This window comes from Frankia sp. QA3 (assembly GCF_000262465.1).
In the GTDB taxonomy this organism is placed as follows: domain Bacteria; phylum Actinomycetota; class Actinomycetes; order Frankiales; family Frankiaceae; genus Frankia.
Map to the genome: position 1 here is coordinate 2,203,813 of NZ_CM001489.1, position 22,876 is coordinate 2,226,688.

28 protein-coding genes are annotated in these 22,876 nt (G+C 71.5%); 6 read left to right on the plus strand and 22 right to left on the minus strand.

Translation table 11 applies throughout. The annotated features are described in order from the left end of the window. Positions 1-43: 43 nt before the first annotated feature. From FRAQA3DRAFT_RS32755 to FRAQA3DRAFT_RS09020, 10 genes are all read right to left on the minus strand, one after another. Positions 44-385 carry a hypothetical protein gene (locus FRAQA3DRAFT_RS32755; protein ID WP_051054218.1) on the minus strand — a complete coding sequence of 114 codons (342 nt, stop codon included), beginning with the start codon at positions 383-385 and terminating at the stop codon, positions 44-46. Further along, entirely contained in the window at positions 375-899 is a 525-nt protein-coding gene (locus FRAQA3DRAFT_RS32760; RefSeq protein WP_083873537.1) for an LLM class flavin-dependent oxidoreductase, read from the minus strand. Before FRAQA3DRAFT_RS32760 ends, FRAQA3DRAFT_RS32755 begins: the two co-directional genes overlap by 11 nt. A 12-nt stretch (positions 900-911) precedes the next feature. Further along, a complete protein-coding gene (locus tag FRAQA3DRAFT_RS32765; RefSeq protein WP_157467220.1) occupies positions 912-1,100 on the minus strand; it encodes a hypothetical protein in 189 nt (62 codons plus the stop codon). A gap of 76 nt (positions 1,101-1,176) precedes the next feature. Further along, positions 1,177-1,407, minus strand: coding sequence for a lipoyl domain-containing protein (locus FRAQA3DRAFT_RS08990; protein WP_009738747.1), 231 nt, complete (start codon positions 1,405-1,407; stop codon positions 1,177-1,179). Between the two features lie 84 nt (positions 1,408-1,491). Then, positions 1,492-2,502: an alpha-ketoacid dehydrogenase subunit beta gene (locus tag FRAQA3DRAFT_RS08995; protein WP_009738748.1), complete on the minus strand. Its 1,011-nt coding sequence runs from the start codon at positions 2,500-2,502 to the stop codon at positions 1,492-1,494. Further along, positions 2,499-3,527 (minus strand): thiamine pyrophosphate-dependent dehydrogenase E1 component subunit alpha, encoded by a 1,029-nt coding sequence (locus FRAQA3DRAFT_RS09000; protein WP_009738749.1) that lies wholly within the window; start codon positions 3,525-3,527, stop codon positions 2,499-2,501. Before FRAQA3DRAFT_RS09000 ends, FRAQA3DRAFT_RS08995 begins: the two co-directional genes overlap by 4 nt. Next, positions 3,524-5,164 carry an FAD-binding protein gene (locus FRAQA3DRAFT_RS09005; protein ID WP_051054223.1) on the minus strand — a complete coding sequence of 547 codons (1,641 nt, stop codon included), beginning with the start codon at positions 5,162-5,164 and terminating at the stop codon, positions 3,524-3,526. Before FRAQA3DRAFT_RS09005 ends, FRAQA3DRAFT_RS09000 begins: the two co-directional genes overlap by 4 nt. A 151-nt stretch (positions 5,165-5,315) precedes the next feature. Beyond that, positions 5,316-5,687 (minus strand): 2Fe-2S iron-sulfur cluster-binding protein, encoded by a 372-nt coding sequence (locus FRAQA3DRAFT_RS09010; RefSeq protein WP_009738751.1) that lies wholly within the window; start codon positions 5,685-5,687, stop codon positions 5,316-5,318. Next, positions 5,684-7,024: an SRPBCC family protein gene (locus FRAQA3DRAFT_RS09015; protein WP_009738752.1), complete on the minus strand. Its 1,341-nt coding sequence runs from the start codon at positions 7,022-7,024 to the stop codon at positions 5,684-5,686. The genes FRAQA3DRAFT_RS09010 and FRAQA3DRAFT_RS09015 overlap by 4 nt, the downstream gene beginning before the upstream one ends. 247 nt (positions 7,025-7,271) lie before the next feature. Then, positions 7,272-7,895, minus strand: a complete 624-nt coding sequence (locus tag FRAQA3DRAFT_RS09020) for a TetR/AcrR family transcriptional regulator (protein ID WP_009738753.1) — start codon at positions 7,893-7,895, stop codon at positions 7,272-7,274. A gap of 441 nt (positions 7,896-8,336) precedes the next feature. On the opposite strand from FRAQA3DRAFT_RS09020, the gene FRAQA3DRAFT_RS09025 reads away from it, so the two are divergent. Then, the gene (locus FRAQA3DRAFT_RS09025; protein WP_009738754.1) at positions 8,337-9,164 is read left to right on the plus strand and encodes an SDR family oxidoreductase; all 828 of its coding nucleotides are present in this window, start codon (positions 8,337-8,339) and stop codon (positions 9,162-9,164) included. A 201-nt stretch (positions 9,165-9,365) separates the two neighbouring features. On the opposite strand, the gene FRAQA3DRAFT_RS36975 is transcribed toward FRAQA3DRAFT_RS09025, so the two are convergent. After that, the gene (locus FRAQA3DRAFT_RS36975) at positions 9,366-9,716 is read right to left on the minus strand and encodes a tRNA-binding protein (RefSeq protein ID WP_009738755.1); all 351 of its coding nucleotides are present in this window, start codon (positions 9,714-9,716) and stop codon (positions 9,366-9,368) included. A 402-nt stretch (positions 9,717-10,118) separates the two neighbouring features. On the opposite strand from FRAQA3DRAFT_RS36975, the gene FRAQA3DRAFT_RS09035 reads away from it, so the two are divergent. Next, positions 10,119-10,655 carry a DoxX family protein gene (locus FRAQA3DRAFT_RS09035; protein WP_369809452.1) on the plus strand — a complete coding sequence of 179 codons (537 nt, stop codon included), beginning with the start codon at positions 10,119-10,121 and terminating at the stop codon, positions 10,653-10,655. A gap of 422 nt (positions 10,656-11,077) precedes the next feature. Here the strand turns inward: FRAQA3DRAFT_RS09035 and FRAQA3DRAFT_RS09040 are convergent, their stop codons facing one another. Next, positions 11,078-11,761, minus strand: coding sequence for a TetR/AcrR family transcriptional regulator (locus FRAQA3DRAFT_RS09040; protein ID WP_009738757.1), 684 nt, complete (start codon positions 11,759-11,761; stop codon positions 11,078-11,080). Between the two features lie 73 nt (positions 11,762-11,834). Further along, positions 11,835-12,185 carry a hypothetical protein gene (locus FRAQA3DRAFT_RS36980; protein ID WP_035920729.1) on the minus strand — a complete coding sequence of 117 codons (351 nt, stop codon included), beginning with the start codon at positions 12,183-12,185 and terminating at the stop codon, positions 11,835-11,837. 568 nt (positions 12,186-12,753) lie between these two features. Here FRAQA3DRAFT_RS36980 and FRAQA3DRAFT_RS09050 point away from each other — a divergent pair. Together FRAQA3DRAFT_RS09050 and FRAQA3DRAFT_RS09055 are read left to right on the plus strand one after the other, a co-directional pair. Then, positions 12,754-13,173, plus strand: a complete 420-nt coding sequence (locus FRAQA3DRAFT_RS09050; protein WP_009738758.1) for a helix-turn-helix transcriptional regulator — start codon at positions 12,754-12,756, stop codon at positions 13,171-13,173. Beyond that, on the plus strand, positions 13,142-13,639 hold the full coding sequence (locus FRAQA3DRAFT_RS09055; RefSeq protein ID WP_009738759.1) for an SRPBCC domain-containing protein: 498 nt from the start codon (positions 13,142-13,144) through the stop codon (positions 13,637-13,639). Before FRAQA3DRAFT_RS09050 ends, FRAQA3DRAFT_RS09055 begins: the two co-directional genes overlap by 32 nt. Positions 13,640-13,779: 140 nt before the next feature. Here the strand turns inward: FRAQA3DRAFT_RS09055 and FRAQA3DRAFT_RS36985 are convergent, their stop codons facing one another. The 5 genes from FRAQA3DRAFT_RS36985 to FRAQA3DRAFT_RS09075 all read right to left on the minus strand — a co-directional run bounded on the left by FRAQA3DRAFT_RS36985 (position 13,780) and on the right by FRAQA3DRAFT_RS09075 (position 17,422). After that, positions 13,780-14,001: a hypothetical protein gene (locus FRAQA3DRAFT_RS36985; protein ID WP_232291984.1), complete on the minus strand. Its 222-nt coding sequence runs from the start codon at positions 13,999-14,001 to the stop codon at positions 13,780-13,782. Further along, positions 13,998-14,384, minus strand: coding sequence for an SRPBCC family protein (locus tag FRAQA3DRAFT_RS36990; protein ID WP_232291985.1), 387 nt, complete (start codon positions 14,382-14,384; stop codon positions 13,998-14,000). The genes FRAQA3DRAFT_RS36985 and FRAQA3DRAFT_RS36990 overlap by 4 nt, the downstream gene beginning before the upstream one ends. A 713-nt stretch (positions 14,385-15,097) precedes the next feature. Further along, positions 15,098-15,916 (minus strand): GvpL/GvpF family gas vesicle protein, encoded by an 819-nt coding sequence (locus FRAQA3DRAFT_RS09065; RefSeq protein ID WP_035920731.1) that lies wholly within the window; start codon positions 15,914-15,916, stop codon positions 15,098-15,100. Between the two features lie 5 nt (positions 15,917-15,921). Next, the gene (locus FRAQA3DRAFT_RS09070) at positions 15,922-16,353 is read right to left on the minus strand and encodes a gas vesicle structural protein GvpA (protein WP_009738761.1); all 432 of its coding nucleotides are present in this window, start codon (positions 16,351-16,353) and stop codon (positions 15,922-15,924) included. Positions 16,354-16,573: 220 nt separating this feature from the next. Beyond that, complete coding sequence (locus FRAQA3DRAFT_RS09075) at positions 16,574-17,422, minus strand: aldo/keto reductase (protein ID WP_009738762.1); 849 nt, start codon at positions 17,420-17,422, stop codon at positions 16,574-16,576. A 253-nt stretch (positions 17,423-17,675) separates the two neighbouring features. Here FRAQA3DRAFT_RS09075 and FRAQA3DRAFT_RS09080 point away from each other — a divergent pair, with 253 nt between their 5' ends. After that, positions 17,676-18,638, plus strand: coding sequence for an ATP-binding protein (locus tag FRAQA3DRAFT_RS09080; RefSeq protein ID WP_009738763.1), 963 nt, complete (start codon positions 17,676-17,678; stop codon positions 18,636-18,638). A gap of 123 nt (positions 18,639-18,761) precedes the next feature. Here the strand turns inward: FRAQA3DRAFT_RS09080 and FRAQA3DRAFT_RS09085 are convergent, their stop codons facing one another. Beyond that, entirely contained in the window at positions 18,762-19,418 is a 657-nt protein-coding gene (locus FRAQA3DRAFT_RS09085; protein WP_009738764.1) for an NADPH-dependent F420 reductase, read from the minus strand. Positions 19,419-19,581: 163 nt separating this feature from the next. Beyond that, the gene (locus FRAQA3DRAFT_RS09090) at positions 19,582-20,790 is read right to left on the minus strand and encodes a PP2C family protein-serine/threonine phosphatase (protein ID WP_035922620.1); all 1,209 of its coding nucleotides are present in this window, start codon (positions 20,788-20,790) and stop codon (positions 19,582-19,584) included. Positions 20,791-21,001: 211 nt separating this feature from the next. On the opposite strand from FRAQA3DRAFT_RS09090, the gene FRAQA3DRAFT_RS32775 reads away from it, so the two are divergent. Continuing rightward, a complete protein-coding gene (locus FRAQA3DRAFT_RS32775) occupies positions 21,002-21,277 on the plus strand; it encodes a DUF6158 family protein (RefSeq protein WP_009738766.1) in 276 nt (91 codons plus the stop codon). On the opposite strand, the gene FRAQA3DRAFT_RS09100 is transcribed toward FRAQA3DRAFT_RS32775, so the two are convergent. Continuing rightward, on the minus strand, positions 21,210-21,614 hold the full coding sequence (locus FRAQA3DRAFT_RS09100) for a PPOX class F420-dependent oxidoreductase (protein WP_009738767.1): 405 nt from the start codon (positions 21,612-21,614) through the stop codon (positions 21,210-21,212). The genes FRAQA3DRAFT_RS32775 and FRAQA3DRAFT_RS09100 overlap by 68 nt on opposite strands. 103 nt (positions 21,615-21,717) lie before the next feature. Then, complete coding sequence (locus tag FRAQA3DRAFT_RS09105) at positions 21,718-22,827, minus strand: Gfo/Idh/MocA family protein (RefSeq protein ID WP_009738768.1); 1,110 nt, start codon at positions 22,825-22,827, stop codon at positions 21,718-21,720. Positions 22,828-22,876: the final 49 nt, after the last annotated feature.

Sequence of the window (22,876 nt, forward strand, 5' to 3'; positions counted from 1 at the left end):
ACCGGCGCACCTCACCAGGACCCGGGCTGACCGGGCGCTGTGGTCAGACCTCTCCGGGCGGGTCCCCGCGGGCGCCGTCGAGCGCGGGCAGCACCTTGTCCGCGAACAGTTCCAGTGACTCCCAGCCCAGCCTCGGGTCCAACCCGCCCCTCAGCGGGTGCAGCGCGACCACGTCGTTTCCCGGCTGTCGCAGCGTCGTGAGCAGCGTGACGCACTCCTGCGGCGTGACCACCACGTAGCTCCCGCCGGCGCGCAGCACGTCGGCATCCTCCGCCGGCCGGTAGACCCCGCCGCCGGCCGACGCGAGCCATTGCGCGTAGGAGTTGGTCTCGTGCAGCGCGTGCGGCGCGATCCGCGCCCACGCCCGTTCGGGATCATCGGACACGTGGAGGAACATCGGCCCGATCCGGGACATCGTGAGGCCAGGCTCGCGCCCGAGCGCCGCGCACTCGGCGCGACAGACCTCGACCAGCGGTGCGTCGATCGGCACGAACCCGTCGGCGACGCGCGCCGCGCGCCGCGCGCCGGGCCGCCGCCGGGGACGACCCGCCCAGCAGCACCGGCGGCCCCGGCTGGTGCACCGGCACGGGCGTCACCCGGACGGTGGTGCCGCGGTGGTCGAACGGCTCGCCGCTCCACGCCCGCCGCAGCAGCGGGACGGCGTCCTCCACCTGCGAACCACGGCCCGCGAAGGAGCGGCCGAACATCGCGTACTCCGCGGGCCGGTACCCGGCTCCGACGACCACCTCGAGGCGGCCGTCGCTGATCACGTCGAGCACGGCCAGATCCTCCGCGGCCCGCAGGACGTCGTACAACGGGAGAACGATGACGCTCAGGCTGAGCCGAATTCGCCGTGTTCTGGCCGCGAACGCCGTCGCGGGCAGAACGGGCGAGGGCAGGTACGAATCGTCTCAGCCGTGATGCTCGGTGACCTTGATGTCGTCGAAGCCCTTGGCCTCCGCCCAGCTCGCCTGCTCGAGCGCGGCGCCGTACAACTCCTGTGTCGAGCGCCCGAACTCGGCCGGCACCCGCATGTCGTACCGCAACCCCACTCGCAGCGGGGTCCGGGGCGCAACGGTGGCATCTGCTGCGATTGTCACGATCATCTCGGTCGTTGGTCGTCGAGCACCGGCGGCAGCGGCGCACCGATCGCGGCGAACATCTCGGGCCTCGCGATCATTCGATCCGGCCGACGAGGGTGCCCACCGGGTAGGTCTCCTCCGGCACACCGAGGATGACGAGCCTGCCCGCGGCGGGCGCCTCGATCTCGGTCTCGGTCTTGTCGGTCGCCAGGACGTAGAGCGGCTGGCCCTCCTCGACGCTGGCGCCGTCGTCGGCGAGCCACTCGCCAATGATGCCCTCCGTCATCGTCACTCCGAGCTGGGGGATACGCAGTTCCTCCGCCACCGGGGGTGTCTCCTTCGACTGTTCGCGGCCCTCGGCCAGTGCCTGGATCGGTGCCTGGATCGGTGCCTGGATCGCCGGCCGGGATCAGAGCGTGGATCGGATGGCCGCCGCGATCCGCGACCGGCTCGGGATGTAGGCCTCTTCGAGGGACTTCGCGTAGGGCACCGGCGTGTCGGGAGCGGTGACCCGGACGACCGGCGCCGCGAGCTGGCCGAACAGCTCGGCGTGGATCGTCGCGGAGAGCTCGGCGCCGAACCCGTTGCGGCGCACCGCCTCGTGGACGACCACGGCCCGGCGGGTCCGGGCGACGGAGCCGAGCAGCGTCGTGGTGTCGAGCGGCGCCAGGGTGCGCAGGTCGATCACCTCGACTCCCACCCCCTCGTCCGCGAGCTGCTCGGCGACGGCCAGGCAGTCGGCCACCTGGCGCCCGTAGGTGACCACCGTGACGTCATCGCCCGCGCGGGCGATGGTCGCCTGCCCCAGGGGGATGCGGTGGTCCCCGGCGGGCACGGGGCCGCGGGCGGCGAAGTAGAGCCCGGTCATCTCGACGAAGACGCACGGGTCGTCGTCGAAGATGCAGGACAGCAACAGCCCCTTGGCGTCGGCGGGGTTGCTCGGCACCACCACCTTGAGCCCGGCCGCGTGCACGAGCTGGGCTTCGAGCATGTCCGAATGCTGCGCGCCGAAGCCGCCGCCGGCGCCGGTGGCGGTGCGGACGGTCAGCGGCACCGGGGTGCGCCCGCCGGACATGTAGCGCAGCTTCGCGGCATGGTTGACGAGCTGGTCCATGCAGACGTGCACGAAGTTCATCAGCATGATCTCGGCGACGGGCCGCAGGCCCGAGATGGCGGCGCCGATGGCCGCGCCCATGATGGCCTGCTCCGAGATGGGGGTCATCCGGACGCGGTGGGCGCCGTGTTTCACGCCCAGGCCCTTGTGGACGCCGAACCCGCCGCCGCCGGGTTCCTGGATGTCCTCGCCGAGGGCGAAGACCGCCGGGTCGGTACCCAGCGCGACGTCGAGGGCCTCGTTGATGGCCTGCACCATGCCGAGCGTGCGGGCGGTCTCCTGCGTCGCCGTCCCAGCGGTCGTCATTTCCTCGCTCCGTCCTGCGCGGTGCCCGCGTACACGTCGGTGGTCAGTTCGCTCTCCGCGGGCAGTTCGGCGGTCCGCGCGAACTCCCAGGCGTCCGCCACCTCGTCCGCGGCGGCGCGTTCGACTGCGGCGAGCTCCGTCTCGGTGAACACGGCCGCGAGCTGCGCCCGGAAGCGGACCAGCGGGTCGGCCGCGACGGCGGCCCGCAGCTCCTCCTGGGGGATGTAGACCTGCTGATCGCCCATGATGTGACCGCAGAACCGGAAGGTCATCGCCTCCAGCAGCGTCGGCCCGCCGCCGGTCCTGGCCCGTCGGATCGCGGCGCCGGCGGCGTTGTACAGCTCGATCGGGTCGTTCCCGTCCACCGTGAGGCCCGGCATGGAGTATGCGGCGGCCCGATTCGCGATCCGGTCGACGGAGGTTCCCTCGCGCAGCGGGGTGTATTCGGCGTACCGGTTGTTCTGGCAGACGAAGACGACGGGCAGGCGCCAGATCGAGGCCAGGTTCAGGGCCTCGTGGAACGCGCCGATGTTCGACGCGCCGTCGCCGAAGTTGACGACGGTGACCTGATCGGTGCCGCGTAGCTGGGCCGACAGGGCCAGCCCGTTGGCGATCGGCAGGCCGGCGCCGACGACCCCGGTGGTCACCATGAGCCCGTACTCGGGCGCGGTGACGTGCATCGGGCCGCCCTTGCCGCCGCAGGTACCGGCCGCCTTACCGAGATACTCCGCCCACAGCGGGCGCAGCGGGACGCCCTTGGCGATCTGGTCGTGCAACCCGCGGTAGGTGGTGACGACGTAGTCGTCGCGGCGCAGGTGGGCGGCGACCGAGGCGGCGGCGAACTCCTGACCGCGCGGCGAGTAGTACATGCCGCCGATCGCGCCGCTGGTCATCAGGGAGCGGTACTTCTCGTCGAACCGCGCGATCCGGGTCGCGGTCCGGAACAGTTCGAGCTGGACCTCGGGATCCGGTGGCGCGGAGAGGTCCGCCGGGGCGGCGGCATCCAGGGACGTCGAGGTGGTCATGCGAACTCCCGTTGCGTGGAGGGGACGGATCCGCCCGCGGCGTGCGCACCGGCACGGCGTCCGGAGAAGACGGCGTCGGCGAGGGAGAGCCCGGACACGTAGCTGTTGCTGCACAGACCGACCGCCGAGCGACCGCCGGCGTACAGTCCGGGCACGATCGACCCGTCGCGACGCAGAACGGCGCCGCTGTCCTCGTCGACCACGAGGCCGCCGAGGGTGATGAACGGGAACGGGTACAGCGACGACGCGCGGGCCGACACGTCCACCGAGTAGTAGGGGCCGTCGCCGATCGCGCGGTGGAACTCGCCGTTCTTCCCGAAGGGGTCCGGCAGGCCGGCGGCAGCCGTCTCGTTGTATTCCCGGACGGTCTTCTCCAGGCCCGCCGGGTCGATGCCCTGGCCGCGGGCCAGCTCGGCGAGGGTGGCGGCGCGTCGGTGACCGGCGGGGCCGAACAGATAGGCAAGCTGCGGGAGGTGGAAGAAGGCCGACTGCTCACGGATCTGGCCGCGGGCGCTGCGCCACGTCTGCGCGTCGACCACCAGGTAGCCGTGGGCGTGGTGGTCTTCGACGAGCGGCGTCGAGAGGGTCGCGCCGTAAAGCTGCTCGTTGGCGATCCGGGCGCCCTCGGCGCTCACGACGATCCCGCGCATGAAGGCCGACGGCGGCGAGAGGAACCGCCAGCCGGACATCTTCTCCAGATGGGAGGTGGCGGCGTCCACGTCCGCGGCGAGGCGCAGGGCCGCGCCGGTGTCGCCCGCCGTGCCCAGCGCGGTAAGCCCCGCCCAGGCGGGGGCGTGCCGCGCGACGAGTTCCCGGTTGAAGCCGTGGCCGCCGGTGGTGAGCACCACCCCGCCCGTCGCCCGGACCCGTCGCCGCGTCGACCGCCGGCGGGCGGCGGCGACCGCGACCGCGCTCAGCCGGGCGCCGAACGCCGGGTTCCAGACGTGCGCCTTGGCCGCGAGCTCGGTGAACTTCCGGTGCCACCCGCCCGGTTCGCGCCCGGGCAGCGGCGCGTCGTACTCCACGCCGACCACCCGGCCGTCGTCGACCACCAGACTCTGCACCTCGGCGAGGGGACGGAAGGTGACCCCCAGGCGCAGCGCCGACTCCCGCAGCCGGCCGTAGAAGGTCGCCCCCGAGAAGTTCCTCGCGTGCGTGCGGTGCCCTCGCGGCGCCGGCGGCGCGACGTCGGCGTAACCGGAGGCGAGCTCGTTACCGGAGTAGTAGAGGTAATGCCGGTTCGTCGGGTACGACGTCTTGTAGGGGCAGAGGCTTCCCTCGAACTCCAGCCCCTGCCGGCCAAGCCACTCGACCATCTCCCGGCTGCCCTCGACGAACCGGCGCAGAGTCTTCTCGCCGACCGCGTCGCCGACCTCGAGGCGGAGGTACTCGTACATTCCTTCGACGGTGTCGGCGATCCCGGCCTGTTCCTGCTGGGCCGTCCCGCCACCGGCGTAGACGACGCCGCCCGAATGGATCGTCGAACCGCCGCCGTAGAAACGGTCCAGGACGAGGACGCGGGTGCCCGCCTCGGCGGCCGCTATCGCGGCGCACGCGCCCGCGCCGCCGAACCCGACCACGATCACGTCGAACGTCTCGTCGACGGCATCCGCCGTGGTGGACGCGGGTAAATTCATCGATCGAGGTAAAGCCATGCTGGTTGCTCCTCGAATCCGGACCACTCCCCCGGTGATCCCGGTGACGATGTCCGTGTTTCGTACTTCCCGGATGGGTTTCGCGACTTCCTGGCTAGGGAGAATGCGCGCGGCGCCTGCGTCGTTCCGCGCGCTAGGCGAGGCGTTCCGGATCCTCCGCGCGCGGCCGCGCACCGGGGGGATTCGGCTGGGCGCCCTTCTTCTCGACCGTCACGTCGCCGGTGACGGTGAGCCGGCACGCGAGCCGGGTGTCGCGGCTCGGCCTGCGGCCGCGACGACTGGCAAGCTGGCGGAGAACGCCCCGCTCGACGGATTCCAGCGGGCCGAGGTTCTGGTGGCCGTCGACCACCCGCAGAACGCATGCGGTGCACCGGGCCTGGCCATAGCAGATCGTTGGCCAGGTCAGGTCCGAGCGCAGCGCGGCGGCGAAGACCGACTCTCCCGCCGCGACGGCGATGTCAATGCCGGCGGGCTCGACCCGGACCCGCGCCGGGCGCCGCGTCACCGGGAGAGGTATTCGTCGATCATCCGATGATTGTTCACGATCATCGATTCGTAACGGCCGGAGAGCACGAGGTTCCGCAGTCCGAGGGTGTGCACGCCCTTCTGCTGGGCCGCCACGTTGCGGAAGTCCTCCTTGAAGATCTGCGGCCAGTCCTCGATCGCGATCGGCCCCTCGAGGACCGGCGGGTCGGGCTCGTCCTCGCTTCCCGCGGGGATCTGGACCGCCCACACCTCGAACAGGCACGACTCGGGGTCGTCGCCGTTCGGCCGCACCCGGTAGATGATCGAGTTTCCGTAGGCGGGGAGCACCGTCATGTTCGGGAAGATGTGCGCGTAGCCGGTGGTGCCGGTGGCCGGCGGCGGAAGCGGGATGCCAGCGCCCGCGGCGTACTGGTAGAGCGCCTCGAAGAAGGCCTTCGGGTACTCGTTTGGGTCGATGTCACGTTCGGCCAGGCTCTGCTGGAGGAACATCTCCCGGTCGGTGGCGTAGGCGTCGGTGCCGACGTACAGCGCGTTGTTGAACTGCGTGAAGTAGTCCGCCACGGACATGCCGGGAACGGGCACCGAGCCGTCGCTGGGCAACAGGTGCGCATGTCCGCCGGCGAAACACTCGAAGTTGCCGCCGAGCACATCGATGTCGTAGTCGTCGTCCGCCGCGCCCATGCTCAGCGACGGATGCGCCTGCATGATGTGGTAGGCCTCCATGAAGGCCTCCTGCGCCATCTTCCAGTTCGCCGGGAGAACGAGGTGGCGCCACCAGCGGACCCGCATCCGCTCGAACCCGATCGGGGCCAGGGCCTGCGCGATTCCGGCCAGGGCCGTGGCCAGCGGAGGTGCCGCGGGATCCATGTTGATGAAGACCATCCCGAACATGATGCCGACCTGGCACTCACGCAGACGCAGGGAATCGGGGGCGAGACAGTCCGGCGCGAAACCGCGTTGCGCGTAGACGTAGGAGTTGGAGCCGTCCAGGTTCCACCGCCAGCCGTGGTAGGGGCAGACGATCTGGCCACCGTGGAACGTTCCGCTGCCGTTTCCCAGCGCGGTGGCCCGGTGCCGGCAGGCGTTGAAGTACGCCTTCACCGTGTCGGCGCTCTCCCGCACGACGAGGATGGACTGGTCGTTGATCCGGTATTCGGTGAAGTCACCGGGTCGTAATATCTCGTCGAGCCGGCAGGCCATCTGCCAGGCGTGCGGCCACAGTTTCTCCTTCTCCCGCCGGGCGAATCCCGGGTCGAAGTACCGCTCGACCGGCACCAGCGACGGATCGGTGATCGCGTGTGGGAAGGCCGGCGATGCCGCCCGCTGCGGGGCTCTCGGTTCGGCTTGGATGGTCAACCCACTTCCTCCTTCGAGGGGCGCCCGCGGCGGGGCGCGTCCGGCCGCGCGCGGCCCCGATGCCAGCGGCACCGCGACGGCCGGAAGGGAAGTAAATGAACAGTTACTTACTTTAGGATGTGACCCAGCTCATGTCAACGACCTCACCGCGAAAGATCTACGGAGTCGGCGGCGTCGGTGCGCGCTCTCGACGCAGGCACGGGTGGCGGCCGGCCCCCGGCGGGTGGCGAGCGGCCAAAGGGTGACCTCAGGAAGCGGTCGGGAAACCCTGGGCGAGCAGCGATTCGGTCAGCCGGATGGCCGCGCGGTGCCGGTCGGCCGTGGCGGTCACCGACAGGTGGGTCAGCCCCCAGCTCACGGAGGTGAGCAGATCCACCATGGCCTGGACGGAGGTCTCCCCCGGCAGCTCACCGGCCTCGACCGCCTCGACCACCAGACGACGGTAGAGCGTCTCCTCGCTGTGGCGGCGATACCCGACCGCGGCCGCGAACTCGGGGGTGTGCGTCGACTCGAAGAGCAGGCTCGCCTCGAAGCGCGTCATCGACGGGTGGTCCGCCATGCACGCGAGGGCCTCCTCCAGCAGCGCGACCAGGCGCGGGCCCAAACCCCGGACGGAGAAGGCCGCCGCCTCCAGCCGCCCCACCACGTCGGCGAAGACATCGTCCAACGCCTGGAGCACCAGGTCGACCTTGGAGGGGAAATACCGGTAGATCGCCGCGCTCGTCAGGTCCGCCTGCTCGGCGATGGACTTCATCGTCGCCCTCGAGTACCCCACCTCGGCCACATGCGTCATCGCCGCCAGCAGGATGCGGCGACGGGTGCGCTCGGCGTCGGCGTTCACCGGGCGCCCCAGGCGAGCCGACGATGTCATCCGACGCTCCTCCAGATCGGCCCGCCGGGCCGAGGTCTCCACCGCCCGAGGCTCTCCAGGCCAGAACCCCAAGTATCACCGGTGTGCCGCGAGGGCCACCTCTCGCCACCGAGGGTCACCGACACGCGGCGCCTGAAGGCGGACCCGGGAGTCGCCGGGAGGTCGAGTGCCGGCCGGTCGATGACGTCATGCATCCGCACCGTCGGCCACTCGGCCTCGACGGCGGCGACGAACCGCCCGCTGCGTGGGCCCGGGGCCGGGTCTGCGCCAGCACGTCAGCACAGGCGCTCAGGTCGGCATTCGGATCGGGCAGCACGGTCACAGCGGATCGCGACTGTTTCAGCCCGCGCATTACCCACGGAACCAGGGTCCCGGCAACACTAACGGCGATCAATACAAAACGGTAAATTACCGATGATCAATTCTAGCTCTGGAGGTTCCATGGCTACAGCGTTCGTCACCGGCGCGAGCCGGGGCATCGGCAAAGCGATCGCCCTTTCCCTGGCCGAGGCCGGCTACGACCTCGCCGTCTCGGCCCGCACGGTCCAGCCGGGCGAGGTCCGCGACAATGCGCTGACGGTGCACCACTCCGATGCGCGCCCCTTACCCGGCAGCCTGGCCGAGACCGCCGCCGAGATCGAGGCCCGCGGCGGCAAGGCCCTGGTCGTGCCGTGCGACCTGACCGACCGAGAGTCGGTCGAGGCGGCCGGCCGGCGCATCCTCGACACCTGGGGCGGCGTCGACGTCATCGTCCACAACGGGCGTTACATCGGCCCCGGGCTCATGGACGTCTTCCTCGACACGCCGCTCGAGGCCTACGAGAAGATGTTCGAGGCCCACTGCATCGCCCCGATCATCCTCACCCGCGCGCTGCTGCCGGCGATGCTCGCCCGCGGTGGCGGCGCCGTCGTCACCATCACCTCCGGCGCCGCCTGGCTCGTCCCGCCCGCCCCGGCCGGGCAGGGCGGCTGGGGGCTGGCCTATGCCGTCGGCAAGGCGTCCGGCAACCCGCTGATCGGGATCCTGCACACCGAATACGCCGAGCGCGGGCTGCGCGTGTTCAACGTCGAGCCGGGCTACGTCGCCACCGAGCGCAACGAGATCACGGTGCGTGACTACGGCCGCGAGCTCGTCGGGGCCGCTCCCCCGTCGGCGATCGGCGCGACCGTGCGCTGGCTGCTGGACAGCCCCGACGCCGAACCCCTGCTCGGCACGACGATCGAGGCCCAGGACCTCTGCCGGGCCCGCGACCTGCACCCCGCCTGGTAAGCCCGAGGCGGACCCGGTCGGGCTGGACGAAGATCCCTCAGCGCGGCCGGGTCTCGGACCGCCGCGCCGCGCCGCGTCACGATTTCGCCGGTACGAGCCGCTCATCTGATGCCGTGCCGAGCGGCGGCATCGCCGGGCGCGGCGTCGGCTGTTGTCCCCGCTGCCGCGAACGAACACCTTCGCCGCCTCGACGATGGAGGATCAGGCGACGGGGTCTCCAGGCCGGGCCTGCTTGGGCACTTCCAGGAGCGCGACCGACCCGTCCTCGGTAATGGCGCCGAGCACCAGGCACTGGCTGAGGAAAGGTCCAACCTGCTTCGTTCCCAAATTGACTGCCGCAACCACCAGGCGCCCCTTCAGATCTTCGGCCGAGTAGTTCTTGACCTGAGCGCTGGTCCGAAGCAGCCCAATATTCTCACCGAAGTCGATGAAGAGTTTCCACGCCGGCCGGCGCGCCTCGGGAAACTCTTCGACCCGCACTATCTGGCCGACCCGGATGTCCAGTGCGAAGAACTGCTCCGCGGAAACGTCGGCAAGCTTCTCGGATCGCACTGAATGCTCTACTCTCCATCCGGATCCACCCGGCGGCTCTGCCCATACACATCGGCCTTGTTTTGCACCCTTACAGTAGCGATGCCCGGCAGCCACGGCAAGGATGTCGCATAGCACTGACGCCCATGCGTCGGTTGCGGGAGAGGGTGCTAGACACGGTGGACGGCCGGGTGCTGCCCAGCGAAGCGACCTGTGGGATGCCGTCACCGGGAGGGAGCGGGAGAAGCAGATCATCGAGCGGCGCATCGTGCTGCCCGCGGCCGAGCCGGCGCTGGCCGGCCGCTACGGGGTGCGGATCGTCGACGCCGGCCCCATGAACACAGAAGGTGATTGTCAAGATACGATGCGTCGACGACAGTGGAGAGTCGGCAGGCATCCATCGGACGGACGGGAGACGAGGCGATCACACGAGCCAGCGACGCACAAGCGGAGAAGGCGCGGCGGCGCCCGGCGACGACGGGGCTGGACCTCGGGCTGCTCCTGCTGCGTCTCACGATCGGCGTGACCATGGTCGGCCATGGCACCGGCAAGCTGTTCGGCTGGTTCGGCGGATCCGGCCTCGACAACACCGCGGCGTTCTTCACCAGCGCCGGCTACCCGGCTGGCCGGGCCTTCGCCGTCGTCGCCGGGCTCACCGAGACCCTCGGCGGGATCGGCCTGGTGCTGGGCCTGCTCACTCCGCTCGCCGCCGCCGCGATCCTCGGCACGCTCATCAATGCCATGGCGACCCGCTGGGGCGATGGCTTCTTCGCCCCGGACGGCATCGAGTACGAGATCCTGATCGCCATGGTCTCCGTGTCCCTCGCCCTGACCGGCCCGGGCCGTCACTCGGTCGACGCCCGGCTGCCCGTCCTGCGGGACAACCGCCTCGACGTCGGCGCCGCCGCCGTCGCCCTGGGCGGCGCGACCGCGGCGATCGTCCTGCTTATCCGCGGCTGAGGAGGGTCCGCGACCGTCCGGGTTTCGCCAGGGGCTGACCGGGGATGGCGTCGCTGACGTCCTTGCGGCGCCGCCGTGCGGAAAGCCGCCGGACGACGATCGTGACCTTCGAGGCATTCGGACCTTCGAGGCATTCGGACCTTCGAGGCATCCGGACCTTCGAGGCATCCGTGACGGTCGTGGTTCTCGCGGTGGCCGTCGCGGCCGTGGCGGCCGGCCGGCAAGGTTATGCGGACCGCAGGCCGGCCGGTCGTCTCCGTTCACCGAGGACGTCGCGGTCGGGCCCGGCCCTGTGCCGCACCGACGATCCGCCCGGGCCTGCGCAGGAGGGTTTCAGCGCGCGTTCAGCTGGCGCGTGGCACTGTGCTGGCGCGTGGCACTGTGCTGGCGCGTGGCACTGTGCGCCGCATGCGTCGCTCCCGTCACCTGTCCGCCGCCCGGTCGTCTGCGGGTCCCGTGCGTGGGCCTGTCGGGTTCCCGGTGGTCCCTGGCCGGGCGCCGTCACCGGGCGGCCCGAGCAGGCGGTCCAGATGACGGGCGAGCAGGCGGCGGGCGTCCTGCGCCGGTCTGCCGCCGAGGACGGCATTACCCAGCCCCACCGTCAACGCGAGTAGGGCGACGGCCTCGTCGGCGACCTCGACTTCGGGTGGGAGCCGGCCGTCCGCCTGGCAGGCGCGAAGCTGCTCGACCACCCAGGCCTCGAGGGCGTCGGGGTCGCGGGCGTAGGGCTGCGCGGCCAGTGCGGGTTCGGTGAGGGCGAGCGCGAAGTACTGGTTGTAGACGAGGTAGACGGGGCGGCTCTGCTCGCCCAGAGGCAGGGTCGCCAGCAGGACGAGTTCGAGGCGCTCGCGGCCCGACGGAGCCGCCGCCGCGCCGGCGAGCCGGCTACCGACCCGCTGGCCGAACTGCTCGCCGATCCGCCGCAGCCCGTACAGCAGCAGCTTCTCCTTGGTCTCGAAGTAGTACTCGACCAGCCGCACCGACACCCCGGCCTCGGCCGCCACCTCCCGGAATCCGGCGTTGTGCAGCCCGCGGGTGGCCGCCACGCGCAGCAGGGCGTCGGCGATCTCCCGTCGGCGGACGTCGTGGTCGACACGCTTCGGCATCGCTTCCTTTCGTGATGCAGAATGCCTGCGAGCTGCTCTACGAACTCATCGAGATCACGGTCCTTACCGCGGCTTACATCGTTGGCGCGGAGGCCACCACCGAAACCTGACCTTTCTCACGATCGTGCCGGTCGGCTGTCGAATCGCCGACCTGTCGATGATCCGCCCCGAGGCTCGGGATCCGCCTTCGAAGGCCGGTCTTCGGCGGGGCGATCCGGCCGACGTTGCCCATCTGCGGGAAGACCAGCGCGGAGGACGCCCCGGTGGTGGGCAGGATGGTCCCCGAGGCCCGCTCGATCAGGCCGGGCAGCACGTGCTGGATCGCGGTGACCGCCCCGTACACGTAGTACTCGATCTCCGGCTGGATGCTCGAGGGCGCCGACGATCGAGTGCGCGGGGTCCTGCCGGCCGCTGGCAGATCCACCGACCCGCCACGAGCAGTCTGTGGCGCGGCCAGTCAGGCGTATCCCGTCCACAGGAGTACATCTCGAAATCGAGCCGCGCCAGCCGAGCATAGTACCTGGTGCGATCGAGGTCACCGGCACCGAGCTCGACAATGGGCCGCAGCGCCCGATCGGTGTTGGCCATCCAGTTCTCCGTCCAGCCCTCCCGAAGAAGGAGGAGAACTTCCTCCACATCCTCGGGAGCGAATTTTTCCGCGATCAGACCGATAATTCCATCCGGGTCTTCCATGCCTGCACTCCATCGACGCAATGCAGGTTCTGTCCGCGTGGACGACGTTCTGGCAGGGACCGCGGACGGCAGGGTGATGGTTCCCGGCCGAGACTCCCGCCACCCGTGATCGGACAGTGGCGGGGGTCCGAGAGCGGGCGGCGCCACGAGCAGCCTTCGGCCGGGAGCGCATGGCCGGCGCCTACGGCCGGGAGCGGGCGGCCGGAGCCGCCAGGCCGGCGACCGCCGGGAGGGCCCGACCATGCCGGAAACGCCGCCGTCCTTGCGCCGCCCTCCGACGTCCGCTAACGTAAAACCCGATGGTTGTAGATCAGGGCTCCGCCGAGCACGCCGATCGCCTCTTCCACGCCCTGGCCGACGCGACGCGGCGCGAGATCGTGTCGCTCACCCTGACCGGCGAGCACTCGGTCTCCGACCTCGCCCGACGGTTCCCGATGAGCTTCGCGGCCGTCCAGAAGCATGTGGCGGTACTGGAGGGCGCCGGGCTGGTCACGAAGCGGCGGCAGGGCCGGGAGCAGCGCGTGCGGGGCAACGCGGACGCGCTGCGCGAGGTCCATCGACTGCTGGACGAGCTCGCGGCCGTGTGGCGGGGACGCATCGAGCGGATGGCCGCGATCCTCGCCGCGCCCGACCCGGCAGACGACAAGCCAGCAGACAACGAACGAGTAGACGGCAGGGAGCACGCGCATGACCGTGATCGACGTGAAGAAGGATCCTGAGGCCCTCAGGCTCGCCATCACCGCGAAGTTCGAGGCGCCGCCGCAGCGGGTGTGGCGGATCTGGGCGGACCCGCGCCAGCTCGAGCGGTGGTGGGGCCCGCCGACCTACCCGGCGACCGTCGTCGACCACGACCTGGCTCCCGGCGGCTCGGTCACGTACTTCATGACCGGCCCGGAGGGCGACAAGCACTACGGCTGGTGGCGCGTCCGGTCGGTCGACGTCCCGCACCGGCTGGAGTTCGAGGACGGGTTCGCCGACGACTCGGGCCGCCCCAACCCCGACCTGCCCACCACGATCGTCCGCGTCCTGCTCACCGCCGACGGCGAGACGGCGACCGTGATGACGATCGAGAGCACCTTCCCCTCGTCCGAGGCGATGGAGCAGATGGTGTCCATGGGCATGGTCGAGGGCATGTCCGAGGCCCTGGGTCAGATCGAGGCCCTGCTGGCCGGCGCCGCGGTCTGACCGCGGCGCACCTGACCAACACCGGCCGCGCGCACGGCCCGTTCGGCGATCGACGAGCCGCCAGAACCGACGATGACGGATTGTGATCTCATGATGGCGTGGGGGCTACCCCCTCCGAGGCGTCCCTCAGGCGTGGACGCTCAGCCGCCGACCGACGCCCTGGGCCTGCCCTCGGCGTCGGAGGGCTGCTCGTGCTCGTCGGAGGTGTCCTCGTCCGCGGGCTCCGATGACCCGGCGCCCGCTCGCGGCTCGGCATCGCCGCGGCCCGACTTGGCCGCGGCGTTGGTGTCCCGCGTGCCCTCGGACTCCCCGTCCCGTTCGCCTTCGTCGGTCTGTTCGACGACCTCACCGTCGCGGATCACCCCTCGCCACGAACCGCTCTCGCCTCGCCCTGCATCGTGATGTGGCGGCGGAAATTCTTGAGATCGAGCCGAGCCCGTCGACCGCCAGCCCGCCACAGATTCCCGGTCTTCTCCATGAATCCGGACGGATAGTATTCGATGACCAGCAGTATCCGGGTCAGGTCGTCGGCGAGCGGGTGGAATGTGACGGCTCCCCTGGTGGAGCCCTTCGCGCCCTCCGATGTCCACACGATCCGCCGGTCCGGTATCTGCTCCTGGACCTTGGCCGCCCAGCTACGCCGCGACTTGAAGACCTTGACCGCCAGTTCTGCTCGGTCTCGCTCTTCGCATCCACCGCCTCGACGCCCTTCATGAAGCGGGAGAATTGCGGGTACTGCGTCCACTGGTCATACGCCACGGTGACCGGCGCTCCGACATCGATCGTCTCCTCGATGTTCGTGGCCTTCGGCGGCCCACTCTTTCCGCCGGAGCCCTTACCACCGAGATGCAGCACCGACTCGACCTTGTCTTTCACCGCCGAGGCCGCCGTCGTGAACGCGGCTCGCAGCGGCGACTTCCCGCTGGCCAGCTGCTGGGCACCCGCCTTGAGCGCGGAGCCCGCGCCGCCCGTGTCGGCGAGCACGTTCAGCTTGTCCGTACTCGACGTGAGCCGCTCCGTCGTCTTCCCGACCAGGTGCGCACCCCGCGCCTTCGCCAGGTTCTTCGCCTGGTCGACCAGGCTCTTCGTCGCCGGGCTGTCCCGCAGGGTGCCGACTATGCCCGTCTGCTTCGCCGTCGTCTGCGTCATGTCCCCTCCTCATCGATCCGTCGTCACTCGGCTTCCGCCACCGGCGGGCGAGGACGAGCGCCGCGAGCGGGTGCGGGGGCACGGCCGGCGGGGCGACGGCCCCCTCACCGTCGTCGTGCTGTTGGAGGTTCTCGGTGAGACGCTCGACCTGGGGAGACTTCAGCAGCTTCACGGCCTGATCCCGGACGAGGTCCTTGGGATCGTGATTGCGTCCGGTCAGTCAGAGCGCCACGCCGACGGCCGCCTTCGCCTTCTTGGTCCGGCCGAGGACGTAGCCACCGACGAGCGCCGCGGCAATCTTCGCGCTGCTCACGATTGATCATCTCCCTTGTGTTCGTCCGAATCCGATCCCCAGCCCCAGCGGCCGGTTCCCGCGAAGGAGTCGGCGCGCTCTCCCGCTGAAGTCCGGTTGCCCGTGGGAAATTCGATGAAGTCGATGGCGGGCAACGGCCCGACATACTCGATCGCGAGCTCGGGTCGGGCCCGCCGCAGCCTCGCGACCGCGGCGTCGAAGGTCTCGACGTCGTCGGCGGCCAGCAGGAAGGCCCAGCTGAGCACGGGATCGGCCGCCCCGCCGTGGCGCCGGCGCGGCTGATCCGAGCGGGCCAGCGGCTGCAGCTCGCTCAGGATCTCCTCGGCCTGCTGCTGCCGCCGCTGCACGATCAGCTCGGCGATCTCCTGCCCGAACCTGATCCGCTCGTCCAGAGCGTCCGGTGTCGGCCGATCGGCCACCGGCGACCCGCGGAGCACCGCCTGCAACGCGGACTGCTCCTCCTCGTCCACGTCGAGACGCAGCTCCACGAGACCGTCGACGGCGTCGAGCCGCTGCGGCATCACCTCGACCAGCGGCACGAGGACCTCCGTGCGCACGGCGTCCTCGTCGGGGGCGACCGTGCCGAACCGCAGGGGCAGCACGGGGCCTCGCGCCAGCAGTCGCTGCAGGAGGTCCAGATGCTGCACCGCCTCCTGGTCGCCGAGGACCCCGACGTCGGCGGGGCAGCTCACCGCGGCCGACAACGGCCCGAACCGCACCAGATACACCGGTTGCGGGGGGTGCCCAAGGCCGGGCGGCGCCGGTTGCGGAACCGGGTGATCCGCTCGCGTGATGCCGTATACGATCACGGGCACGGCCCTCACCCCTTCTTGCCGCCGCGGCGCTCTGCCGGGGCCTCGCGACCTGCCGGCAGGTCCCGCCCGCGCCGTTCCTCGGACGGCGTGCCACGCAGAGCGCCGACCACCTCCTCGGCCGTGTCCTTCAGTCCGCCGAGCGCTCCACTCGTCTTGTGTCGAGCGGTGCCCTCGGTGACCTCGCGCATGAGCCCGGGAAGGCCGGCGACCTGCTCCCTGGGCTGCAGATCGAGCCGGTTCACCGCTTCCGCGAATCGCAGGTAGGTGTCGACGCTGGCAATGACGATCCGCGCGTCGATGGTGAGGATCTCGATTCCCACCAGCGCGACCCGAACGTAGGCGTCGATGACGATCCCCTTGTCGAGCACCACGTCGAGGACGTCGGCGAGACTGCTCGGCTGGGGAGCTCGGTTGATCGGACGGCTGGCAACGGTCATGGCGCGAAAGGCCCCCGTCGAGCCCCATCTCCGGGGCAGGGGATCGAATCGGGCCCAGAAAACATCGACAACGCGCCCCTGCCCAAGCCCCTCGGTTCAAACACGGCACCCTGGCGAGGAATAGCCGAGACAGACACTTCCCAGCAGGGCAAGGAAAGTGCGATATAAGGGAAAACTCGCCGAACGCGCTGCACCGCGAGTGGGTGCGGCCGACACGGGCTCAGTGCGTCTCCAGCGGCACGGGCTCGGGCGGCGGCGGGAACGCACGGTCGAGGCCGGCGAGCTCGTCGGGGGTGAGCCGCAGGTCGAGAGCCTCCCGGTCCTCGCGGACGTGGCGGCTGTCGTGGGAGCGCGGGATCACGACCACGCCTTCCTGCGCCAGCGCCCAGGCCAGCGCGACCTGTGCCGGTGTCACGCCGTGGCGGGCCGCGATCCCGGCGAGCGCCGGCTCGTGGACCAGGTGGCCGAGCTCGAGCGGGGAATACGCCATGATCGGAATTCCCCGTTCGCGGCACCACGGCAGCAGGTCGAGCTCCACGCCCCGGTGGGTCAGGTTGTACAGCACCTGGTCGGTCTGCACGGCCTCGCCGCCGGGCAGGCCCACCAGTTCGGCCATGTCCTCGACGTCGAGGTTGCTGACCCCCCAGTGTCGGATCCTGCCGGCCTCCACCAGCTCGGCGAACGCCTCCAGCGTCTCGGCCAGCGGGACCGGCCCGCGCCAGTGCAGGAGGTAGAGGTCGAGGGTGTCGGTGCGCAGCCGGGCGAGGCTGGCCTCGCAGGCGGCGATCGTCCCCCGGACCGTGGCATGCTGCGGGAGCACCTTGCCCACCAGCAACACCTCGTCGCGGCGGCCGTCGATCGCCTCGCCGACGAGCTCCTCCGCCGCGCCGTCGGCGTACATCTCCGCGGTGTCGATCAGGGAGATCCCGAGGTCCAGCCCGGTCCGGATCGCCTCGATCTCCTGGGCGTGCCGGCGGGGGTCCTCGGCGAGGTGCCAGGTACCCAGGCCCAGAGCGGGGATCGGTTCGCCGGAGGGAAGCTCGACGGTGCGCACGGCGGCGGCCAGCATGCCAGACCTCCCCGGGCCGGGTGCGCTCCGACGGCCCCCACCGGCCGGGGACCGTCCGGTCGCGGACCCTCCCGCACCTCCCACCGTAGGGCCGCCTGGCCGGTCCGGCACCCCGCCGGCAGCGGCGGACCGGCAGCGGCGCACGGCCCGCGGGCCCCACCGCGGCAGGCTTAATGACAACCGTTACGCTTTTCAACACCCCGGATCTCCGGATGATCGCGGCAGTGCCGCCACGAGCAGTGAGGAGCCGACCTTGAAGATCGCGTTCGTGGGCAAGGGCGGGAGCGGAAAGACCACGCTGTCCGCCCTGTTCGCCCGCTATCTGGCCGCCCAGCACCGGCCGGTCCTGGCGCTCGACGCCGACATCAACCAGCATCTCGGCATCGCCCTCGGGCTGGAGGAGGAGGACGCCGCGGCCGTGCCCGCGCTCGGTGACCACCTCGACGAGATCAAGGACCATCTCCGCGGCGACAATCCGCGGATTCCGAGCGCGGCGCACATGGTCAAGACCACTCCGCCCGGCGCCGGTTCCCGCCTGCTCACCCTGGGCGCGGCCGATCCGCTGCTGCGCCGGTTCGCCGTCGACGCGGGCGGGGTGCGGCTGCTGGCCACCGGTGCCTTCACCGAGGAGGACCTCGGGGTGGCCTGCTACCACTCGAAGGTCGGCGCGGTGGAGCTGCTGCTCAACCACCTCGTCGACGGCCCCGGCGAGTACGCCGTCGTCGACATGACGGCCGGGGCGGACGCGTTCGCCTCGGGCCTGTTCACCCGGTTCGACCGCACGTTCCTCGTCGCCGAGCCCACCCGCAAGGGCATCGGCGTGTACCGGCAGTACCGCGACTACACCGCCGGCTTCGACATCCCCCTGTCCGTCATCGGCAACAAGATCAGTGGCCCGGACGACGTCGCGTTCCTGCGCGACCAGGTCGGGGACGACCTGCTCGTCTGCCTGGAGCACTCGCCGGCCGTGCGCGCGATGGAACAGGGGCGTCTCGTCGCGATCGGTGACCTGGAGCAGGCCAACCTCACCGCCCTGGCGCAGATCCGCCACGCCGTCGACAGCACCCCCAGGGACGCCGACCGACTCCACCGCCAGATGATCGAGTTTCACGTCAAGAACGCCCTGGCCTGGGCCAATGAGGCCACCGGGTGCGACCTCACCGACCAGGTCGACCCCGGATTCGTGCCCGGCCCGGCGGTCGAGACCGCCGGCTGACCCCCGCAACCCGGGGGCCGGCCGGCTCACCGGCTGGCCCCGGCGGGAGCGTGCCCCGGCGCGACCGGCTCACCGGCCGACCGCGTCCGGGGCCCGGCCCGGTCGGCGCGGCGGCCCGCCCCGTCAGGCGCGGAAGTCCTCCGGGCGGACCTGGGAAGCGGCTGCCAAGGCCGCGGTGGTGCCGGCGACGTCGAGGTCCGCGCCGTAGACCGGGGTGCCGGGCTGCTGACGCCAGGACTGCTGCAGCGTGCCGCCGTCGACCGGGTCGAAGCCCAACTGATCGACCAGGTCGAACACCAGCTCCTTGCCGGGCCCGTCCGCGCCCGCGACCGGCAGCGCGATGCGGCCCTCGCCCTTCGGCCGGCCGTGCTCCAGCAGGTGCTTCCAGAAGATCCCGTTGAACACCTTGATCACCGGCGAGCCGACCTGCTCGGCGACCCAGACGCTCTCCGGGGTCCCGGCCTCGATGGCCTCGATGCGGCCGTCACGCTGCCGGGGGTAGTAGTTGTTCGTCTCGATCACCGGCGCCCCCGGCTTCGCTCCCTTGAGGATGCCCGCGGGCAGGTTCGGAACGTTCTTCTGCGGGATGCTGATGATGACCACGTCGGCGTCCTCGGCGGCGTCGGCCGCCCAGACGGCCGTGGCCCCGCTCTGCGCCGCGAGCTCCGCCAGGGTCTGCGGGTCCCGCGAGTTGGCCACCCGCACCTCGTGGCCGAGCGCGCTCAGCCGCCGCGTCAGCGTCCCGCCGATCTGGCCCGCCCCGATGATTCCGATCTTCATTGTCAGCACCCCTCGACGACCCGGGCGCGGCACCGGCACCTCGCCGCGTGCCGTCTCCAACCTTGTCGACCGGTGAACTGTTCCGGCTCGCGCTGCCACGCTGGCGCGCATAGTCACTCGCCGGAGCCGGACCGATCGCACCGAACCCGGGCCGCGTCGGCCCTCAGGCGCGAAACTGCGGATCGGAGCCGGTCGGGTGCCATTCGAACATCACGATGCTGGCGTCGTCGGTGAGCCGGCCATGCTGGTGTTCGAGGATCGCGCGGATGAGCCGGCGCAGCACCTCGGGGGCGGTCTCCCCGGCGGCGACCGCGCGGATGATGAAGTCGGTGAACCGCTCCTGCCCGAACCGCTCCCCGGTGTCGGAGCGGGCGTCGGTGACGCCGTCGGTGTACAGCAGGACCCGGTCGCCGGGACGGAGCTGGGCCTCGTGGACCGGCCAGCCGGCGTCGGCCAGTTCCGGGCCGAGGCCGAGCGGCAGCGCCGCGGCGCGATCGAGCGCGGCGGGCACGAGGTCGTTGCCGCGCAGCAGCAGCGGCGCCGGGTGCCCGCAGTTGGCCCACCGCAGCGTGCCGGTCGTCAGCTCCAGCCGGGCGAAGATCCCGGTGACATAGTTCTGCGGGAACACCTGGTGGAGCTGCCCGTCGACGGTGGCGACGATCTCGGGCAGGTCCGCGCCGCCGCGGCGGGCGTTGCGGCAGGCGGCGATGGTGACCGCGGAGGTGAGTCCGGCGGTCAGGTCGTGGCCCATGGCGTCGACGATCGCCGTGTGCAGGGCTCCATCGGCCAGCGAGTGGTCGAAGGCGTCGCCGCCGAGGTCGTAGGCGGGTTCGAGGACGGCGGTCGAGGTCACCTGCGGGCTGCCGATGGTGCGTGGCGGCAGGAAGGCCCAGACCATCTCGGCGGGCAGCCGCATCGGCTTCGCCCGCCGGCCGCAGGCGTAGGCGTCGCTCCAGGTGCTCTTGGACACCAGGAGCAGCGCGAGCAGTGACGCCAGGGAGCGGCAGCACCGCAACGTCGACGCGTCCAGGGCCGGCGTGCCGATCTCCAGGACCCCGATCCGCTCGATGCCGTCGATCAGCGGGATCCAGGCGGTGATGGTGCCGTCGGGATCGTCGGCGACCCGGGTGGACGTGGTGCGGTAGGCCCAGCCCGCCATGGACGCGTCGATGCGCAGACCGGGCAGGTCCACACCGTCGCAGGTGAAGGGGAGCAGGACGTCCTGCTGGACGTCGGCGAGGTAGATGGCGAGCCGGTTGATCCCGAGCGCGGAATAGTAACCTTCCAGCGCCGCCGGCAGGCGGGCGGGATCGAGCCGGTGCCCCTGCGCGAGGAGGCGGGCGAGGACCTCCTCCCCCTCGACACCGGACATCCGGTTGATCACCTCCCGGGCCCCGGCTCCCCGCGGCGCCTCGTGCCAGCCGGCCCCCTCGGCGTTCTGCCCCGTCCCGGCCGCCGGACACGGCACTCCCCGAGGTGCCCCGCCGTCGCCCGCCGAGGTCGCCGTTACCCGAGGTCGCCGTTACCCGAGGTCGCCGTTACCCGAGGTCGCCGTTACCCGAGGTCGAGGCGGGGTAGGGCGCATGACCAACCTGGGAGAAGGTGTTCCGGCGGCGCGGCTGTCCGCTGACGACGTCGCCCGTGAGCTGGAGCGTCTGCATGCCACCCGGCACGAGACGTTCCTCAACGGCAGCGAGGACGTGCTCGAGACCCACCCGCGGCGGATGTTCGAGCTTGAGGGCGAATACCTGCGCCGCCTCCCCCACGAGCCGCCGGCCGCGGACGACGAGGTCAGCCGCGGACGACGACGCGGCGCGGATGCAGCACGGCCGTTGTCCGCTCGGGGTCGAGGGCGCTGAGCCGGGCGAAGTCGGCGTTGTACCGGTCCGTCATCCGGGCGAGGACGGACTTGTCCGAGTCGGGCACGAGCTCGACGTCGGCGCGGATCTCCAGGGTGCGCGCCGGGTTGGTGGGGTCGAACACGAACAGGGTGGCCACCGGGGTGCGCCGCAGGTTCGCCAGCTTCTGTCGGGTGCTGATCATCGAGACCTTGATTGCCGGCCCGTCGGGGAGGAACCAGACGGCGGTCGACTGGGGCCGACCGCCCGCGCCGATCGTGGTCAGGACACCGGTCAGCGGGTTGTCGATCAGGTCGCGGTGGGAGGCCGGGAACTCGGCCGGCTCGGGTGTGCTCACCCCTGTATGCCTACCCGCTCGGCCCGCCCCCTGCGGCGGCGGGGGCCGGGCACCGCCACCCGCGCGCCCGGCCGAGGCGCCGCCGGCCCGTCCGCGCAGCGGTTCACTTCTCCGGCACCTGGACGCGCCGGCCGGTGGCGGCGGAGCGGGCGACTGCATCGAGGAGCTGGTGGCGGCGCAGCGCGTGGGTGAAGTCGGGCGTCACCGTGGTGCCCTCGGCGAGGTCACGGCCGATCTGGGCGTAGGCGTGGGCGACGGCGGCGGCCGGCTGCCCGGCCAGGGCGGGGAAGGCGTCGTAGGACGCCGGCGGGGTCAGCTCGGCGAGCGGCTCGCCGCCCTGGGAGCCGAGGATGGTGATCTGGCCGTAGTTGAGGCTGCCGGTCGACGAGGTGATCTGGAGGTCGCCGTCGGTGCCGTTGACCTCCCACAGGAAGCCGGTGCCACGGGGCGTCCCACCACGCAGGTGGATGCTCACGACGGCCCCGCCGACGAGGGTCCCGGACACGGCGATCTGGTCCTCGGCGGTCATCGGGACGGACTCGCCGGTCTCCGCGTTGCGGACCTGGGGTCGGCGGGTCGCGGTGGTGGCGGCGACGTCGGCGAACTCCCCCAGCACGCTGGTGACGGCGTCGGCGGTGTGGCCGAACGGGATCGTCAGCATGGTGGCGCCCAGGTCCCGGTCGAGCAGGTACTCGCCGCCGGGATGGATGACCGGGCCCCACACGCCGCCGTTGCCCACCAGCGTCGTCGACAGCACCTCGCCCACGTACCCGTCGGCCACCAGGTCGCGCAGGTAGCGCACCGCGGGGGCGAACCGCCCCTGCAGGCCGATGAACGACCGGACACCCGCGGCGGCCTCGACCAGCTCCCGGACCTCACCCAGGCCGTTGGCCAGCGGCCACTCGCACAGCACCGCCTTGCCCGCCGCCAGCGCCGGCAGGACGAGCTCGCGGTGGCGCGGCACCTTCACCGAGACGACGACCAGGTCGACGTCGTCGCGCCCGGCCAGCTCCTCGGCGCTCCCGCTGGCCGCGGGCACGCCGTAGGCATCGGCGGCGGCGCGCGCCGACTGCGGGCTGCTGGCGGCGACCGCCCGCAGCGCGAAGCCGTCGACGGCGGCCAGCGCGGGCAGGTGCGCACCGGCCGCCCAGCCGCCGTTCGCGCTCAGGCCGACGATGCCGACACCCACCGTGCGATCGGGGTCCGATGCCATCTGTCTGTCCTCTTCTCGGTCGGGCCGAAGCGCCGCTCGGGTCGAAGCG